This is a genomic window from Pseudacidovorax sp. (genome assembly GCF_017991995.1).
In the GTDB taxonomy this organism is placed as follows: Bacteria; Pseudomonadota; Gammaproteobacteria; order Burkholderiales; family Burkholderiaceae_C; genus Xenophilus.
On record NZ_JAGOPN010000032.1, the window covers coordinates 12,763 to 29,106 of the forward strand.

Here is a 16,344-nt window from a genome sequence, read left to right on the forward strand (position 1 = left end):
GTTGACGGCGCCGGTGAACATCGCGCGGGTACCCCATGCGCCCCGTCGCCTGGAGGGCCGCGTCTAGAATTCCTTGCCACGCCGGCCCATCCGCGGCTGAGCGCGACCGTTGTCGTACGAAGTGGCGCTTCTTCCACCCAAGCTCATCCATGTCCAGCTACCAGCACATCCAAGTCCCGGCGGAGGGCCGGAAGATCACCGTCAATGCCGACAACACGCTCGACGTGCCGGACCAGGTGATCATCCCCTTCATCGAAGGCGACGGCGTCGGTCGCGACGTGACGCCGGTGATGCTCAAAGTGGTGGATGCGGCGGTGGCCCAGGCCTATGGCGGCGCCCGCAAGATCCACTGGATGGAGATCTATGCTGGCGGCAAGTCCACCCAGCTCTATGGTCCCGACGTCTGGCTGCCTGACGAAACCCTCGCTGCGGTGCGCGACTACGTCGTCTCGATCAAGGGGCCGCTGACGACGCCCGTCGGCGGCGGAATCCGCAGCCTGAACGTCGCGCTGCGCCAGCAGCTCGACCTGTACGTGTGCCTGCGCCCGGTGCGCTATTTCAATGGCGTGCCTTCGCCGCTGCGCGAGCCGAGCAAGACCGACATGGCCATCTTCCGCGAGAACTCAGAGGACATCTACGCCGGCATCGAGTACGAGGCCCGCTCCGAGAAGGCGCAGAAGCTGATCCGCTTCCTGGTGGACGAGCTGGGTGCCAAGACCATCCGCTTCCCCGAGACCTCGGCCATCGGCCTCAAGCCGGTGTCCATCGAAGGCACGGAGCGCTTGGTGCGCAAGGCCATCCAGTACGCCATCGACAACGACAAGCCCAGTGTCACGCTCGTGCACAAGGGCAACATCATGAAGTTCACCGAGGGCGGCTTCCGCGAATGGGGCTACGCCCTGGCGGCGCGCGAGTTCGGCGGCCAGCCCATCGACGGCGGACCGTGGCTGCGGGTCAAGAGCCCGAAGACCGGCAAGGACATCGTCATCAAGGACGTGATCGCCGATGCCTTCCTGCAGCAGATCCTGCTGCGGCCCGCCGAGTATTCGGTGATCGCCACGCTCAACCTGAACGGCGACTACATCTCCGACGCGCTCGCGGCGCAGGTGGGCGGCATCGGGATCGCACCGGGCGCCAACATGTCCGACACCGTGGCCATGTTCGAGGCCACGCACGGCACGGCGCCCAAGTACGCCGGCAAGGACTACGTCAACCCAGGCTCCAGCATCCTCTCGGCCGAGATGATGCTGCGCCACATGGGCTGGAAGGAAGCGGCGGACCTGATCATCCGGGCCATGGAGGCGGCGATCCAGAGCAAGCGGGTCACCTATGACTTCGCGCGGCTGATGGATGGCGCGACGCAGGTGAGCTGCTCCGGCTTTGGTCAGGTGATGATCGACGCCATGGCCGAGTAACGGGGCCGCCGCCCGATGCGCCGCACGTTGCGGCGGCGCGTACGGCCTTCATCGAGCGCGGCGCACGCGTCCCCGCGACGCTTCCTACAGCCGCATGGACGTGGCATGACAGGGTAGGGGCTCCATCGTTTGCCAAGGAGCCTCCCCATGCCCATGAAGACCGTCCAGGACCTGTTCATCCACGACCTGTCCGACACCTACAGCGCCGAGAAGCAGATGACCCGCTCGCTCCCCAAGATGGCGCGCGCGGCGACCAATCCCGAGTTGCAGGCCGCCTTCGAAGCCCACTTGGAAGAGACGCGCGCGCAGGTCGAACGCATCGAGCAGGTCGCCGAGCAGTGTGGCTTCAAGCTCAAGCGCATCAAGTGCGAGGGCATGGAGGGCTTGATCGAGGAAGCGACCTCGCTCATCGACCAGATCGAAGCAGGCCCGGTGCTCGATGCGGCGCTCATCGCTTCGGCGCAGAAGGCAGAGCACTACGAAATCGCCGGCTACACCTCGCTGTGCCTGGTGGCGCAGAAGCTGGGCTTCCAGGAGGCAGTCTCGCTGCTCAAGGAGACTTTGGGCGAGGAGCAGGCCACGGACCAGCGGCTGGGCACGTTGGCGGAGGCGATGCAGATCGACGAGGCGCAGGCTGCCGCCTGAGCCGGCGCCAATCCGCATATTGATGCCTGCCGCGTGCCCTGATACGGAAGGGCGCATCTGCGCCCTCCGTCAGGCTCGGGAACGAAACCCCGCCAGCGCGGGGTTTCGTGCTTTCTCCCGTGGGCCTGCAAGTGACTCGGCGCTGACAACGCCACTCGGCCGCCGCGCCGCTGGCAGGCTTACAGAATCCGGTTGAACCACAGCAATGACAGGCCCGCTGCCAGCAGCGACAGGGCGGCCGCCGCGATGGCGAACAGTGCGGAGACCTCGGTTTCCTTCTTTTCGACCGTCAGGCGCGAGCTGAGGGTTTCGTAGACCTTGTGCAGGTCCTGCGCGGTGCCGGCGTAGAAGTACTCGGCGGCCGTCCGGTTGGCGACCGCCTTCAGCGTTTCCTCGTCCAGACGCACGCGCATCGACCAGCCTTCGAAGCCGATGGTTTCGCCATCCACCGTACCCACCCCGACGGTATAGACGCGCACCCCCCGATCGGCCGCGGCCTTGGCGGCGTCCAGTGGATCGACGCCGGTGGTGCGCTGGCCGTCGGTCAACATGATGATTGCGGCCGACGAGTAGGAGCCTGGCGCGACAGGCTTGAACGGCTCGGCCGGCTTGCGCCCCGCGCGATCCAGCGAGATGCCCTGCTGTCGACTTTGCGGCCCGAAGTCGGCGATGTCGATGCCGGCATCGGGGAAGAGCGTGGCCAGCGACACCACGATGGCATTGCCCGTGGCCGTGGCCCGCTGCAACTGGAAGGAATCGATGGCGGCCACCAGCTCATCGCGGCTGGTGGTAGGCAACTGCGCCACGTTGGCGCTGCCGGCGAAGGCCACGACGCCCACCTTGACGTTGCGCGGCAGGTCCTTGATGAAGGCCTTGGCGGCTTCCTGCGCGGCCACCAGCCGGTTGGGCTTCACGTCCTCGGCCCGCATGCTGCCTGACACGTCCATCGCCAGGATGATGGTCTGCTGGTTGGAGGGCAGGGTGATTACCGCCAGCGGGCGGGCCGCGGCGAGCAGCATGGCTGTGATCGCGAGCAGGAAGAGCACGGGTGGCAGGTGCCTGCGCAGCGACTGCCGTGCGCCCAGCGCCTCGCGCACGATGGACAGGCTGGCATAGCGCACGGCCAGCTTCTTCTTGCGCCGGATCAGCCACACGTACAGCAGCACCAGCGCAGGCACCAGCAGCAGCAGCCACAGGAACTGCGGCCAGAGGAAGGTCAGGGGCAGCGTGGCATTCATCGCAGTTCTCCAGCGCGTCGTGGCGGCGCGCCGGTCGCGCGCACCCGGCGACGGCGCATGTCGGCAAATCGGACGATGGCTTCGACCAGATCGTCGGCGGTGGAGAGCTCCAGTGCATCGACGCCGGCGTTGGCCAGGGCCTCGCGCAGGGCGTCCTCGCGCTCCGCGGCGAGCTTGGCGAAGCGGCGGCGGAAGGCCGCGTCGTGGGTGTCGACCCAGACCTGCTCGCCGGTTTCGGCATCGGCCAGCGGCACCAGGCCCAGGTCGGGCAGCTCGCGCTCCAGGGGGTCGAACAGGCGCACGGCCACCACTTCGTGGCGCTGGGCCAGGCGCGCAAGGGGCTTCTCCCAGCCGGGCTCCGTGAGGAAGTCGGAAACGACGAAGACGGTGCTGCGCCGGGGCATCAATCCTGCTGCCGACTGCAGCATGTCGGCCAGCCGGGTCATGCCGCGGTGGGGCGCCTTGGTGTCCGTTGCGGCATGCGCACGGCGTTCCATCTCGTGCAGCAACCGCAGCACGTGCGTTCGGCTGCTCCGCGGGGGCAGCACGGCCTCGAGGTCATGACCGTAGACCAATGCCCCCACGCGGTTGCCGTGGCGCGTGAGCAGTCGCGCGAGCACACCGACGAAGCCGGCCGAGATCTCGCGCTTGGCCCTCGGGCCGGAGCCGAAATCCACCGAGCGGCTCAGATCCAGCACGAACCAGGCGGCCATCTCCCGGTCTTCGGTGAAGACGCGCACGTGCGGCACCTGCTGGCGCGCGGTGACGTTCCAGTCGATGTGGCGCACGTCGTCGTGCATCTGGTATTCGCGCAGGTCGGCCAGGTCCAGGCCGGTGCCGCGCATCAGCGTGCGGTAGTCGCCTTGCAGCAGGCCGTCGAGGCGGCGGATGACGGTCCACTCCAGCCGGCGCAGCAGCCGGTCGGCCGCCCCGGCCTCGGGAGCCGGGTCGTTGGCCGCCGGCAGGGCGGCGGGCTTGCGGCGCCACAGCTTCATTCAGGCCACCAGCTTGTCGTGTTCGAGTGGCCGCGGAGGCGCGGGCACGGCGCGCATGATCTTCTCGATCAGCAGATCGGGCGTGAGGCCTTCCGACAGGCCCTCGTACGACAGCGTCACCCGGTGGCGCAGCACGTCGGGCACCAGGTCGCTCATGTCCTCGGGCAGCACGTAGGCCCGCCCGCGCAGCATGGCGAGAGCGCGTGCGCCTTCGGCCAGGCCGATGGTGGCGCGCGGGCTGGCGCCAAAGGTGATGAAGCGGCGCGTGTCCTTGAGGCCGAACTTTTCGGGATTGCGCGTGGCGGAGATCAGCTTGACCGCGTACTGGATCAGCGACGGGTCGACATACACCTGCCGCGACTGGGCCTGCAACGCCGCCAGCTGCTCGATGGTGGCCACCGGCGCGGCCTCCAGCTTCTCGCCGATCACCCGCTGGACGATGACGAACTCCTCGTCGTCGGTGGGGTAGTCGACCAGCACCTTCATCATGAAGCGATCCACCTGGGCTTCGGGCAAGGGATAGGTGCCTTCGGTCTCGATGGGGTTCTGCGTGGCCATGACCAGGAAGGGGCGCGGCACGCGGTGCGTCTCGCCGGCGATGGTCACCTGGCGTTCCTGCATCACCTCCAGAAGCGCGCTCTGCACCTTGGCGGGCGCGCGGTTGATTTCGTCGGCCAGCAGCAGGTTGGCGAAGACCGGGCCGAGCGAGGTCGAGAAATCGCCGGTCTTCTGGTTGTAGATGCGCGTGCCCACCAGATCGGCCGGCACCAGGTCAGGCGTGAACTGGATGCGCTTGAAGCTGCCGCGCATGGTCTCGGCCAGCGTCTTGACGGTGAGCGTCTTGGCGAGGCCCGGTACGCCTTCGACCAGCAGGTGGCCGCCGGCCAGCATGGCCACCATCACCCGTTCGAGGAAGCGGTCCTGGCCCACCACCACGCGCTTGACCTGGTAGAGGATCTGTTCCATCAGCTCGGCGGTGGTGGCAGCGGTGTCGGGCAGGGCGGTCGGTGTGGTCATGAGGCTTCCGGTGGACGGTCGGTAGGCGGCGGTCTGTGGATGGGGCAATCACGATGCCAGCCGCACGGGCTGGCGCTGGGCGGCGGACAGCGTCAGAAGGGCGGCGAGCCCACCGCCGAGGCGGCGTTCTCGATGGGCACCGCAAAGCCGATGCCGATGAAGGTGCGCTGCTGCGTCGGGTTGAGGATGGCGGTGACGATGCCCAGCACCTCGCCGTCCATGTTGATCAGCGGGCCGCCGGAGTTGCCGGGGTTGGCCGCCGCATCGAACTGGATCAGGTTGGACAGCTCCTGCTTGCCCTCTGGCGACTGGAAGGAGCGCTTGAGCCCCGATACCACGCCCGCCGAGACCGACGGACCGATGCCGAAGGGAAAGCCCACCGCCACCACCTGGTCGCCGGGGCGCAGGTCGGCGGTCGATTTCATGGTGGCGGCCACCAGGTCGTCGGGGATCTTCTGCGCCTGGAGGACGGCCAGGTCGTTCTCGGGCTGCACGCCGGTCACGGTGGCCACCGATTCCAGGCCGTCGAAGAAGGTCACCTTGATCTTCTGCGCGCCCGCGACGACGTGCAGGTTGGTCAGGATCACGCCCTTGTCGACGATGACCACGCCGGTGCCGATGCCGCGCTCGACTTCGCCGGGCGGGCCCGAGGCCTCCGGCGGTTTGCCGCGCGCCATGTTGCGGCCGCGCTTCTCGGTCCGCGCGGCGGGGGTTTCCTTTTCCTCGCCGTAGCTCACGACGCGGACGACCGAGGGCCGGATCGTGTCCGCCGCGCGCGTCGCCTGCGAAGGCAGCGTCTGCGTCTGCAGCGTCTTGAGCACGGCGGCGTCGATGTCCTTCTGCGTCAGCTGGAGCCCGGTAGTCGGGCGCTGCCACAGCCAAGCGCTGGTGGCGCCCAGGGCCAGCACGGCCACCGTAAGTGCCGCCACGGTGCGGCGGCCCGGCTGCCATGCCGCCGGGCGGACGGAAGGGCCAGGGGAGGGGGCGTCGCCTTCCCCTCCCGCTGGCGGCAACGGAGAGGACATCGGCTCGTCCTCGGCAACGGGACGACGGGGCGACGGGCTGTAGCGGGCGGGCCTGCGCATCGATGCACCTCCGGAAAAGTGATGCAGGGGTGGGGTCACCCTAGCACGCTTCGTACCGCTTTGCAGCCCCTGCGGCATGATCTCCCCGCATGGCGGTCTTCATCGATACCCACTGTCACCTGGATGCGCCCGAATTCGGTGCGCAGGCGTCGCAGGTGCATGCGCGATCGCGGCAAGCGGGCGTGGCGCTGTGCCTGATCCCGGCCGTATCCGCCTCCAATTTCGACGCCGTGCGGGTACTGGCGCATGCGCAACAGGATGCCTATGCGCTGGGCATCCATCCGTTGTGCACCGCGGGGGCCGGCGATTCGGCGCTCGCGGCCCTGGAAGGTGCGCTGGATCGCCACGCCGACGATCCGCGTCTGGTGGCGGTGGGTGAGATCGGGCTGGACTATTTCGTGCCCGGCCTCGACGGCCTGACGCAGGAGCGGCTGTTCCGGCGTCAGCTTCAGATGGCCTGGCAGCGGCAACTGCCGGTGCTGCTGCATGTGCGCCGCTCGGTCGACAAGGTGCTGCGCCAACTGCGCGAAGTGGGCGGCGGCCAACCATGGAGCGGCATCGCCCATGCCTTCGTCGGAAGCCGTCAGCAGGCCGAGGAGTGTCTGGCGCTTGGGCTGAAGCTCGGGCTGGGCGGCGCGATGACTTTCGAGCGGGCGACCCGGCTGCGCGAACTGGCGGCGCAACTGCCGCTCGACTCCTTCGTCCTCGAGACCGATGCGCCGGACATCCCGCCCAGCTGGCTCTACCAAACCCGGGAGGCCCGCGAAGCCGGCGTGCCCCAGGGGCGCAACGAGCCGGCGGAAGTCCCCCGCATCGCACAGGTGCTGGCTGAACTGCGCGGCCTGCCCGTCGGCGACGTGGCAGCGGCCACGACGCGAAATGCCCTCCAGGCGGTGCCTCGACTGGCGGCATTGATGCCCCTCGCGGGATGAAGGGCTTGCCGGCCTGTCGGACGCGGCCGATACGGCTTCGTAGGCGGAGGTCGCAACATGGCGTTCCAGCGATTGCAAGGCGTTCTTCGGTGTCATCCTTCGGCCACGGCCTGCCGTTGCAGGCCATACGGGGGCACCACCCCGTGTGTCCCAAACCGGGGCTGCCCCAGGCGGCCCGTATCCAAAGGAGCGATTCCGATGACAACGTACAACGTCCGCGCCCTTCCTGCCGCCCTGATCGTGGCCCTGGCCGCCATCGGCCTGCCGGCGGTCGCGCAGACCAGCGCCACGACCACGACGACCACCACCGCGACGACGCCGGCCGTGCCCGCAACGGCACAACCCACGCTGACGGAGCGGGCCAAGGAAACCGGTAAGGAGGCGGTCGACGCCACCGAGCGCGGCGCCAAGAAGGCCTACCACGCCACCAAGAACACCGCCGAGAAGGCGGCCGACGCCACCGAGCATGGCGCCAAGAAGGCCTACCGCAAGACCAAGGAAGTCGGCGGCGAAGCGGTCGATGCCACCGAAAGCGGCGCCAAGAAGGCGTATCGCAAGACGAAGGAAGTGGGCGGCAAGGCCGTCGACGCCACGGAAAGCGGTGCCAAGAAGGCCTACAGCGCGACCAAGCACGGCGTGCAGAAGGCCGGCGATGCAACGGCCAACGTGGCCCACAAGACGGCCGACGGCATGCGCACGGCCGGCGACAAGATCGGCGAGAAGATCCCCGGCACCGAGCAGAACGAAGCGGCCAAGGCAGCCGGCAAGCAGTGATGGGGTGAGTGCCGCCGAGCCCCGCATCCCGCGGGATCGGCGGCCCACCCGGCCCATGGCAAAGAGCCCGCTTCGGCGGGCTCTTTCGCATGGCGGCCCTGGAAGCCGCAGCCGACCGCGCGATGATGGCGCCATGCCGGTGTCGTCTCCTTCGTCCCCACCCGAGCCGCCGCTCCTGGAAGGGCTTGCGCCCGTGGTCGTCGCCCACACCCGGCTGCTGATCCTGGGCAGCTTCCCGAGCCGCATCTCGCTCGAGAGGCGGCAGTATTATGCGAACCCCCGCAACCAGCTCTGGACACTCTTGCAAGCCCTCTGGCCCGAGCAGCCGCTTCCGCCTTCTCACGACTATGCCGGGCGCTGCCGGTGGATCCTCGATCGAGGCCTGGGGCTGTGGGACGTGTACGCACGCTGCCGGCGCACCGGCAGCCTGGATTCCGCCATCCGTGACGCCGAGCCCAACGACCTGCGCCAGCTCGATCTTCCCCGCCTCGAAGCCGTCGCCCACAACGGCGCCGCCAGCCATGCCCAGGCCATGCGGCTGGGCATGACAGGCGTGGTCGTCCATCGCCTGCCTTCCACCAGCCCGGCCCATGCCGCCTGGAGCCTGGCGCGCAAGACCGAGGCGTGGCGCGAGGTCTTTGCACGACACGGGCTTTGCGCATGAAGGCCCGCCGCAGCAAGCCGCAGGAGCTGCCCGAGGTCAACTTCTCGGACTGGGGCGACATCCGCTACCTGCACCTGGGCACGGAATGGGTGCAGGGCTCCATGCGCATCGATGCGCCCTTCGAGATCGAGCTGGAGTACGTGCAGCGCATGATGGCCTGGCTGCTCTTCGTCGAACCGTCCGAGGTGGCCAAGCGCCATGCCATGCAACTGGGGCTGGGCGCGGCCTCGCTCACCAAGTTCTGCCGCAAGCAGCTGCGCATGCGCACCACCGCCATCGAGCTGAACCCGGCGGTGGTGGCCGCCTGCCGCGGCTGGTTCAAGCTGCCGCAGGACGACGCCAAGCTTCAGGTCGTGATCGCCGATGCCGCAGAAGAGGTGCGCGCCGCCCAGTGGCAGGGCCAAGTGCATGCGCTGCAGGTCGACCTGTACGACCACGAGGCGGCGGCGCCGGTGCTCGACAGCGCCGAGTTTTATGCCGATTGCCGCGGCGTGCTGGCCGAGGACGGCTGCATGACGGTCAACCTCTTCGGCCGCTCTTCCAGCTACGACCGCAGCGTCGAGAAGATCGCCGAGGCCTTCGGCGCCGATGCGCTGTGGGCCTTCAAGCCCACGCGTGAAGGCAACACCATCGTGCTGGCCCAGCGTACCCCGTCGCGGCCCAAGCGCGAACGGCTGGCCCAGCAGGCCGAAGTGGTCTCGGCGCGCTGGGGCCTGCCGGCGCCCAAGTGGCTGCGCGTGTTCAAACCCCTGCAGCCATGACCCGACCCGCGCGCTCCGGCATGCCGAACGCCCATCAAGGCCCGGTGGTGTTGCGCACCCTGGTGGAGTGGCTGGCGCAGGACGGCGTCATCAGCCGCGAGGAGGCTGACCGCACCATCGCCCGCTGCGCCCAGGCCGAGAGCAGCCAGCATCCGCTGGTGCGACTGGCCAACGTGGCCATCACCGGCGCCGCGGACGGGCGGCCGCTCGACCTGGAGCGGCTCACCGAGTGGCTGGCCGGCCGCGCGGGCCTGCCCTACCTGCGCATCGATCCACTCAAGGTGGACGTGGGCAAGGTGGCCGACGTGATGAGCGCGGCCTATGCCGAGCGCCACAAAGTGCTGCCGGTGCAGGTCGGCCCCACCGAGGTCATCGTGGCCACGGCCGAGCCCTTCATCGCCGACTGGGTGGCCGAGGTGGAGCGCCAGTCGCGCCGGCAGGTACGGCGCGTGGTGGCCAACCCGGTCGAGATCCATCGCTACACGGCCGAGTTCTTCGCCCTCGCGCGCTCGGTGCGCGCGGCGCAGAAGGCCGGCGGCCAGGCGGCGGCCACCAGCTTCGAGCAGTTGGTGGAGCTCGGCCGCAGCAACCGCCAGCTCGATGCCAACGACCAGAGCGTGGTGCAGGTGGTGGACTGGCTGTGGCAGTACGCCTTCGACCAGCGCGCCTCCGACATCCACCTGGAGCCGCGGCGCGAGCAGGGCGTGATTCGCTTCCGCATCGACGGGGTGCTGCATCCGGCCTACCAGATGCCGCTCACTGTGATGAGCGCCATGATCGCCCGCATCAAGCTGCTGGGCCGCATGGACGTGGTCGAGAAGCGCCGCCCGCTGGACGGCCGCATCAAGACCCGTCGCCTGCGCCCGGCGCTGCCCGGCGCCGAGGCCGCCGGCACCGGCACGGCAGCGCATGAGGAGGTGGAGATGCGCCTCTCCACATTGCCCACGGCCTTCGGCGAGAAGATGGTGATGCGCATCTTCGACCCCGACACCGTGGTCAAGGACCTGGACGCGCTGGGCTTCTCGGCCCACGACGCGGCGCGCTGGAAGACGCTGGTGGCGCATCCGCACGGCATCATCCTCGTGACCGGCCCCACCGGCTCGGGCAAGACCACGACCCTGTATTCGACGCTCCGACGCGTGGCCACCGAGGAGGTCAACGTCAGCACCATCGAGGACCCGATCGAAATGATCGAGCCCTCGTTCAACCAGACCCAGGTGCAGCACCAGCTGGACTTCGGCTTCACCGAAGGCCTGCGCGCCCTCATGCGGCAGGACCCGGACATCATCATGGTGGGCGAGATCCGCGACCTCGACACCGCCGAGATGGCCGTCCAGGCCGCGCTCACCGGCCACCTGGTGTTCAGCACGCTTCACACCAACGATGCGCCCAGCGCCATCTCGCGCCTGATGGAACTGGGCGTGCCGGCCTACCTGGTCAACGCCACGCTGCTGGGCGTGATGGCCCAGCGTCTGGTGCGCACGCTGTGCCCGCACTGCAAGCAGCCCGACGACGAGGTGACGCGCGAGACGCTCGACGAGCTGGCCGCGCCGTGGCGCGTGAGCGGCGGCACCGTGCGCGCCTACAGGCCCGTGGGCTGCATCGAATGCCGCATGACCGGCTACCGCGGCCGCACCGGTCTCTATGAGCTGATGACGGTGAGCGAGAGCTTCCGCGGCCTGCTGGGCCAGGCGCCCGACATCGGTGCGCTGCGTCGGCAGGCGGTGGCCGACGGCATGCGGCCACTGCGTCTGGCGGGCCTGCTGCGCGTCGCCGAGGGTCTGACGACCGTGGCCGAGGTGCTCGCGGCCACGCCGCCCCTGCAGGAAAGAAGCTGATCGCGACCGGGGCAACCCCGGGCTAACCCTGAACTCAGGTTAGGTGGAATCCACATCGAAGCTGACTGTTGGCTGACCAAGAATCCGCCCACTCTTTTTTGTGTGGAGACCGTTCGTGAAGATCAAAAGTCAGAAGGACTTTTTCGCGGGCCTCATGTTCACGCTGGTCGGGGCCGGGTTCGCCTGGGGCGCCACGACCTACACCGTGGGCAGCGGGGCGCGCATGGGTCCGGGGTATTTCCCCCTCATGCTGGGCATCGTCCTGGCCGTCCTGGGCCTGGTGGTCATCTTCGGCTCGCTGACCGTGGAGACCGTGGACGGCGAGCCCATCGGCAAGATCGCGTGGAAGCCGCTGGTGTTCATCATCGCGGCCAACCTCGTGTTCGGCGTGCTGCTGGGCGGCCTGCCCAGCATCGGCCTGCCGGCCATGGGCCTGATCATCGGCATCTACGCGCTGGTGATCATTGCCGCCCTGGCTGGCGCCGAGTTCTCGCTCAAGCTGGCGCTGATCCTCGGCACCATCCTCGCGGTGGGCAGCTACCTCGCTTTCATCGTCGGCCTGAAGCTGCAGTTCCAGGTCTGGCCCACGTTCATCACCGGCTGATCGGCGCAATCCCATGGATCTGATTACCAACCTCTCGATCGGCTTCGGCGCGGCCTTCACGCTGCAGAACCTGATCTATGCCTTCGTCGGCTGCCTGCTGGGCACGCTGATCGGCGTGCTGCCGGGCATCGGCCCGGTGGCGACCATCGCCATGCTGCTGCCGGCGACCTACGCACTGCCGCCGGTGGCGGCGCTGATCATGCTGGCCGGCATCTATTACGGCTCGCAGTACGGCGGGTCGACCACCGCCATCCTGGTGAACCTGCCAGGGGAATCGGCCTCGGTGGTGACCGTGATCGACGGGCATGCCATGGCCAAGGCGGGGCGCGGAGGGCCAGCGCTTGCGGCCGCCGGCCTGGGCTCCTTCTTCGCCGGCTGCGTGGGCACGCTGATCCTGGCGGCCTTTGCCCCGCCGCTGACCGAGCTGGCCTTCAAGTTCGGCCCGGCCGAGTACTTCAGCCTGATGATCCTGGGCCTGATCGGCGCCGTGGTGCTGGCCTCCGGTTCCCTGCTCAAGGCCATCTGCATGATCGTGCTCGGCCTGCTGCTGGGTCTGGTGGGCACGGACGTGAACTCGGGCGTGGCCCGCTACAGCTTCGACATTCCGGAGCTGACCGACGGCATCGGCTTCATCGCCATCGCCATGGGCGTGTTCGGCTATGGCGAGATCATCTCCAACCTGGCCAAGCCCGAGGAAGACCGCGAGATCTTCACCGCCAAGCTGCAGGGCCTGTGGCCCACCAAGGAAGACTTCAAGCGCATGACGCCCGCCGTGCTGCGCGGCACGGCGCTGGGTTCGGCCCTGGGCATCCTGCCCGGCGGCGGCGCGCTGCTGTCGTCCTTCGCGTCGTACACGCTGGAGAAGAAGCTCAAGCCGCGTCCGGGCGAAGTCCCGTTCGGCAAGGGCAACATCCGCGGCGTGGCGGGCCCCGAGTCGGCCAACAACGCCGGCGCGCAGACCTCCTTCATCCCGCTGCTGACGCTGGGCATTCCGCCCAACCCGGTGATGGCGCTGATGGTGGGCGCGATGACCATCCACAACATCCAGCCCGGCCCGCAGGTGATGACCAGCAACCCGGAACTGTTCTGGGGCCTGATCGCCTCGATGTGGATCGGCAACCTGATGCTGATCATCCTGAACCTGCCGCTGATCGGCATGTGGATCAAGCTGCTGTCGATTCCGTACAAGTGGCTGTTCCCGGCGATCGTGCTGTTCTGCGCCATCGGCGTGTACTCGACCAACAACAACACCTTCGACGTGTGGATGGTGGCCATCTTCGGCGTGGTGGGCTATGCCTTCATCAAGATGGGCTGCGAGCCGGCGCCGCTGCTGCTGGGCTTCATCCTGGGACCGATGATGGAGGAGAACCTGCGCCGTGCGCTGCTGCTGTCGCGCGGCGAATGGAGCGTGCTGGTCACGCGGCCGATCTCGGCCGGCCTGCTGCTGATGGCGGTGCTGCTCCTGGTGATCGTGCTGCTGCCTTCGGTCAAGTCCAAGCGCGAGGAAGCCTTCGTCGAAGAATGACGGGGGCGGCGGCGTGCGGCCAGCGGCACGCCCCTTGCACCAACGAACGGCACCTTCGGGTGCCGTTTTTCTTTGGGCGGGCGAGTGCAGTGCGATTCATAGATGGGCTGCATGAATTCATCAACCAAATCCATTTCCTCATCAGTCCCGAAAGCGTTCCAATCGGCGCCGCGCGGCCGCCGGGCCGACCGCCACCCACCATTCCCTCTTCTTCGCTCTTGACGATGCAACGCAGACATTTCCTGCAGGCCGCCTCGGCGTCCCTGCTTCCCGCCGGCGCCGCGCTGGCGCAGAGCTATCCGTCCAAGCCCATCCGGTTGATCGTGCCCTTTCCGGCCGGCGGCGCCACCGACCTGTTCGCCCGCACCCTGTCGCAGAAGATGGGCGAGAAGCTCGGCAACGCGCTGGTGGTGGACAACAAGCCTGGCGCCGGCGGCGCCATCGGCTCCGATCTGGCGGCCAAGGCGCCGGCCGATGGCTACACGCTGCTGCTGGCCACCACCAGCACGCACTCGGTCGGTCCATCGATCAACCCCAAGCTGCCCTACGACACGGTGCGCGACTTCACGCCCATCGCCCACGTGGGCAACGCGCCCAGCATCATGCTGGTGCCCAACAGCTCGCCCGCACGCAGCGTCAAGGAATGGATCGAACTGGCCCGCAAGAACCCCGGCAAGTTCAACTACGCCTCCAGCGGCAACGGCACCGTGGTGCAGCTGACGGCGGAACTGTTCAAGTCGATGGCCGGCGTGTTCGTCACGCACATCCCCTACAAGGGCACGGCCCTGGCCATGCCCGACCTGATGAGCGGCAAGGTGGAGCTGCTGTTCGATTCGCTGCCCACGGGCCTGCCCTTCGTGCGTGACGGACGTCTGCGCGCGCTGGCCGTCACTTCGCTCAAGCGCAGCCCGCTGGTTCCCGATCTTCCGCCGGTGGCCGACACGCTGCCGGGCTTCGAATCGGTGACTTGGTTCGGCCTGTACGGCCCCAAGGGTCTGCCTGCCGACCTGGTGGCGCGCGTCAACACCGCAGCGGCGCAGGCCATCACCGATCCCGAGGTGCGCGAGAAGCTCGACAAGCTGGGCATCGAGCCCACCACCAGCACGCCGGCCCAGTTCGCGGCCATGGTGGCGCAGGACGCCGCCAAGTGGAAGAAGATCATCGTCGAGCGCAAGATCACCAACGACTGACCGCCCTCGACCCCCAGACACACAGGACATTGCAGGAGAGACCCATGAAGCGCTTCGACTACGGCAACCCCTATCCCTCCACCCGCATCCCGGTCTTCGCCCGCAACGTGGTGTCGACCTCCCATCCGCTGGCCGCACAGGCCGGTCTGCGCATGCTGCACCAGGGCGGCAACGCGGTGGATGCCGCCATCGCCACCGCGGCCGTCATGACGCTGGTGGAGCCGGTGAGCAACGGCCTCGGCAGCGATGCCTTCTGCATCCTGTGGGACGGCCAGCAACTGCATGGCCTGAACAGTTCCGGCTGCGCGCCTTCGGCCTGGACGCCCGAATATTTCCGCCGCAAGCATGGCGCCGATGGCACCACACCACCCATGCGCGGCATGGATTCGGTGACGGTGCCGGGCGCCGTGGGCGCCTGGGCCGCGCTGTCGGAGCGCTTCGGCAAGCTGCCCTTCGCCGACCTGATGGTGCCGGCCATCGAGGTGGCCGAGCGCGGCTACCTGATCCCGCCCGTGGTGCAGCAGAAGTGGGCCGCGGCCACGCCGATCCTGCACGACCAGCCGGGCTTCGCGCAGAGCTTCATGCCCTGGGGCCGCGCGCCCGAGGTGGGCGAGTTGTTCCGCTTTCCGGCCGCGGCACGCGCGCTGCGCGCCATCGGCCAGACGCGCGGCGAGGCCTTCTACCGCGGCGAGATCGCCGAGGCGCTGGCCCGCTTCTCGGCGGCCAACGGCGGCAGCCTGACGACGGCCGATCTGGCCAACTGGAAGCCCGAGTGGGTCAAGCCGGTGAGCAAGGACTACCGCGGCTACACGTTGCACGAGATCCCGCCCAACGGCCAGGGCATCGCGGCGCTGATCGCGCTGGGCATCCTGTCGAACTTCGACATCGCCGACATGGCGATCGACTCGGCCCAGGCCCAGCACCTGCAGATCGAGGCGATGAAGCTGGCCTTCGCCGACGTCTACCGCTATGTGTCCGAGCCATCGTCGATGACGGTGACCCCCGAGCAAATGCTCGATGACGCCTATCTGGCGAGCCGTGCCAAACTGATCGACATGCATCGCGCACAGGACTTCCAGGCCGGCAATCCGGTCAAGGGCGGCACCATCTACCTCACGGCCGCGGACGAGAACGGCATGATGGTCAGCTTCATCCAGAGCAACTACATGGGCTTCGGCTCGGGCTGCGTGGAGCCGGAATTCGGCATCAGCCTGCAGAACCGCGGCCACGGCTTCAGCCTGAAGGACGGCAGCCCCAACCAGGTGGCCCCGGGCAAGCGGCCCTTCCACACCATCATCCCGGGCTTCCTCACGCAGGACGGCCAGCCGGTGATGAGCTTCGGCGTGATGGGCGGCAACATGCAGCCGCAGGGCCATATGCAGACGCTGGTGCGCATGATCGACCATCACCAGAATCCGCAGGCCGCCTGCGATGCGCCCCGCTGGCGCTTCAACGCCGGGCTGAACATCAATGTGGAGTCGGCCATGGCGCCCGGCGTGGTCGAGGGCCTGCGCGGCATGGGCCACGAGATCGATGTCATCAACGACTCGTACCAGGACTTCGGCGCTGGCCAGTTCATCTGGCGCATGGGCGATCCGAAGACCGAGGGCTATGTGATCGCCAGCGATCCGCGGCGCGACGGCCTCGCCGCCGGTTGGTGA

15 protein-coding genes are annotated in these 16,344 nt (G+C 68.3%); 11 read left to right on the forward strand and 4 right to left on the reverse strand.

The annotated features are described in order from the left end of the window. The first annotated feature begins 149 nt into the window (after positions 1-149). Together icd and KBC94_RS28115 are read left to right on the forward strand one after the other, a co-directional pair. Entirely contained in the window at positions 150-1,415 is a 1,266-nt protein-coding gene (icd, locus tag KBC94_RS28110; RefSeq protein WP_017757034.1) for an NADP-dependent isocitrate dehydrogenase, read from the forward strand. A gap of 147 nt (positions 1,416-1,562) precedes the next feature. Further along, positions 1,563-2,060, forward strand: coding sequence for a ferritin-like domain-containing protein (locus KBC94_RS28115; protein ID WP_017757033.1), 498 nt, complete (start codon positions 1,563-1,565; stop codon positions 2,058-2,060). Positions 2,061-2,239: 179 nt separating this feature from the next. Here KBC94_RS28115 and KBC94_RS28120 read toward each other — a convergent pair whose 3' ends face one another. From KBC94_RS28120 to KBC94_RS28135, 4 genes are all read right to left on the reverse strand, one after another. Beyond that, positions 2,240-3,280, reverse strand: coding sequence for a VWA domain-containing protein (locus KBC94_RS28120; RefSeq protein ID WP_234195049.1), 1,041 nt, complete (start codon positions 3,278-3,280; stop codon positions 2,240-2,242). Positions 3,281-3,294: 14 nt separating this feature from the next. Further along, positions 3,295-4,293 (reverse strand): DUF58 domain-containing protein, encoded by a 999-nt coding sequence (locus tag KBC94_RS28125; RefSeq protein WP_294378592.1) that lies wholly within the window; start codon positions 4,291-4,293, stop codon positions 3,295-3,297. After that, complete coding sequence (locus KBC94_RS28130) at positions 4,294-5,310, reverse strand: MoxR family ATPase (protein WP_294378593.1); 1,017 nt, start codon at positions 5,308-5,310, stop codon at positions 4,294-4,296. It abuts the gene before it with no gap. 92 nt (positions 5,311-5,402) lie between these two features. Next, positions 5,403-6,395, reverse strand: coding sequence for a trypsin-like peptidase domain-containing protein (locus KBC94_RS28135; RefSeq protein ID WP_294378594.1), 993 nt, complete (start codon positions 6,393-6,395; stop codon positions 5,403-5,405). 89 nt (positions 6,396-6,484) lie between these two features. Between KBC94_RS28135 and KBC94_RS28140 the strand changes: the two genes are divergently transcribed. The 9 genes from KBC94_RS28140 to KBC94_RS28180 all read left to right on the forward strand — a co-directional run bounded on the left by KBC94_RS28140 (position 6,485) and on the right by KBC94_RS28180 (position 16,344). Next, positions 6,485-7,327, forward strand: coding sequence for a TatD family hydrolase (locus KBC94_RS28140; protein ID WP_294378595.1), 843 nt, complete (start codon positions 6,485-6,487; stop codon positions 7,325-7,327). 198 nt (positions 7,328-7,525) lie between these two features. After that, positions 7,526-8,101 (forward strand): hypothetical protein, encoded by a 576-nt coding sequence (locus KBC94_RS28145; protein ID WP_294378596.1) that lies wholly within the window; start codon positions 7,526-7,528, stop codon positions 8,099-8,101. Positions 8,102-8,234: 133 nt separating this feature from the next. Next, complete coding sequence (locus KBC94_RS28150) at positions 8,235-8,765, forward strand: DNA-deoxyinosine glycosylase (RefSeq protein ID WP_294378597.1); 531 nt, start codon at positions 8,235-8,237, stop codon at positions 8,763-8,765. After that, complete coding sequence (locus KBC94_RS28155; protein WP_294378598.1) at positions 8,762-9,526, forward strand: spermidine synthase; 765 nt, start codon at positions 8,762-8,764, stop codon at positions 9,524-9,526. Before KBC94_RS28150 ends, KBC94_RS28155 begins: the two co-directional genes overlap by 4 nt. Next, positions 9,523-11,364, forward strand: coding sequence for a GspE/PulE family protein (locus tag KBC94_RS28160; RefSeq protein WP_294378599.1), 1,842 nt, complete (start codon positions 9,523-9,525; stop codon positions 11,362-11,364). The genes KBC94_RS28155 and KBC94_RS28160 overlap by 4 nt, the downstream gene beginning before the upstream one ends. A 115-nt stretch (positions 11,365-11,479) precedes the next feature. Next, the gene (locus KBC94_RS28165) at positions 11,480-11,968 is read left to right on the forward strand and encodes a tripartite tricarboxylate transporter TctB family protein (protein ID WP_114802440.1); all 489 of its coding nucleotides are present in this window, start codon (positions 11,480-11,482) and stop codon (positions 11,966-11,968) included. A gap of 13 nt (positions 11,969-11,981) precedes the next feature. Then, positions 11,982-13,493, forward strand: a complete 1,512-nt coding sequence (locus KBC94_RS28170) for a tripartite tricarboxylate transporter permease (protein ID WP_294378600.1) — start codon at positions 11,982-11,984, stop codon at positions 13,491-13,493. Positions 13,494-13,717: 224 nt separating this feature from the next. After that, positions 13,718-14,683, forward strand: a complete 966-nt coding sequence (locus KBC94_RS28175; RefSeq protein WP_294378601.1) for a tripartite tricarboxylate transporter substrate binding protein — start codon at positions 13,718-13,720, stop codon at positions 14,681-14,683. A 44-nt stretch (positions 14,684-14,727) separates the two neighbouring features. Next, positions 14,728-16,344: a gamma-glutamyltransferase family protein gene (locus tag KBC94_RS28180; RefSeq protein ID WP_294378603.1), complete on the forward strand. Its 1,617-nt coding sequence runs from the start codon at positions 14,728-14,730 to the stop codon at positions 16,342-16,344.

Coding starts and splice junctions, on each gene's coding strand:
- icd (WP_017757034.1), top strand. CDS start 150: ATGTCCAGCTACCAGCACATCCAAGTCCCGGCGGAGGGCCGGAAGATC.
- KBC94_RS28115 (WP_017757033.1), top strand. CDS start 1,563: ATGCCCATGAAGACCGTCCAGGACCTGTTCATCCACGACCTGTCCGAC.
- KBC94_RS28125 (WP_294378592.1), bottom strand. CDS start 4,293: ATGAAGCTGTGGCGCCGCAAGCCCGCCGCCCTGCCGGCGGCCAACGAC.
- KBC94_RS28130 (WP_294378593.1), bottom strand. CDS start 5,310: ATGACCACACCGACCGCCCTGCCCGACACCGCTGCCACCACCGCCGAG.
- KBC94_RS28135 (WP_294378594.1), bottom strand. CDS start 6,395: ATGCGCAGGCCCGCCCGCTACAGCCCGTCGCCCCGTCGTCCCGTTGCC.
- KBC94_RS28140 (WP_294378595.1), top strand. CDS start 6,485: ATGGCGGTCTTCATCGATACCCACTGTCACCTGGATGCGCCCGAATTC.
- KBC94_RS28145 (WP_294378596.1), top strand. CDS start 7,526: ATGACAACGTACAACGTCCGCGCCCTTCCTGCCGCCCTGATCGTGGCC.
- KBC94_RS28150 (WP_294378597.1), top strand. CDS start 8,235: ATGCCGGTGTCGTCTCCTTCGTCCCCACCCGAGCCGCCGCTCCTGGAA.
- KBC94_RS28155 (WP_294378598.1), top strand. CDS start 8,762: ATGAAGGCCCGCCGCAGCAAGCCGCAGGAGCTGCCCGAGGTCAACTTC.
- KBC94_RS28160 (WP_294378599.1), top strand. CDS start 9,523: ATGACCCGACCCGCGCGCTCCGGCATGCCGAACGCCCATCAAGGCCCG.
- KBC94_RS28170 (WP_294378600.1), top strand. CDS start 11,982: ATGGATCTGATTACCAACCTCTCGATCGGCTTCGGCGCGGCCTTCACG.
- KBC94_RS28175 (WP_294378601.1), top strand. CDS start 13,718: ATGCAACGCAGACATTTCCTGCAGGCCGCCTCGGCGTCCCTGCTTCCC.
- KBC94_RS28180 (WP_294378603.1), top strand. CDS start 14,728: ATGAAGCGCTTCGACTACGGCAACCCCTATCCCTCCACCCGCATCCCG.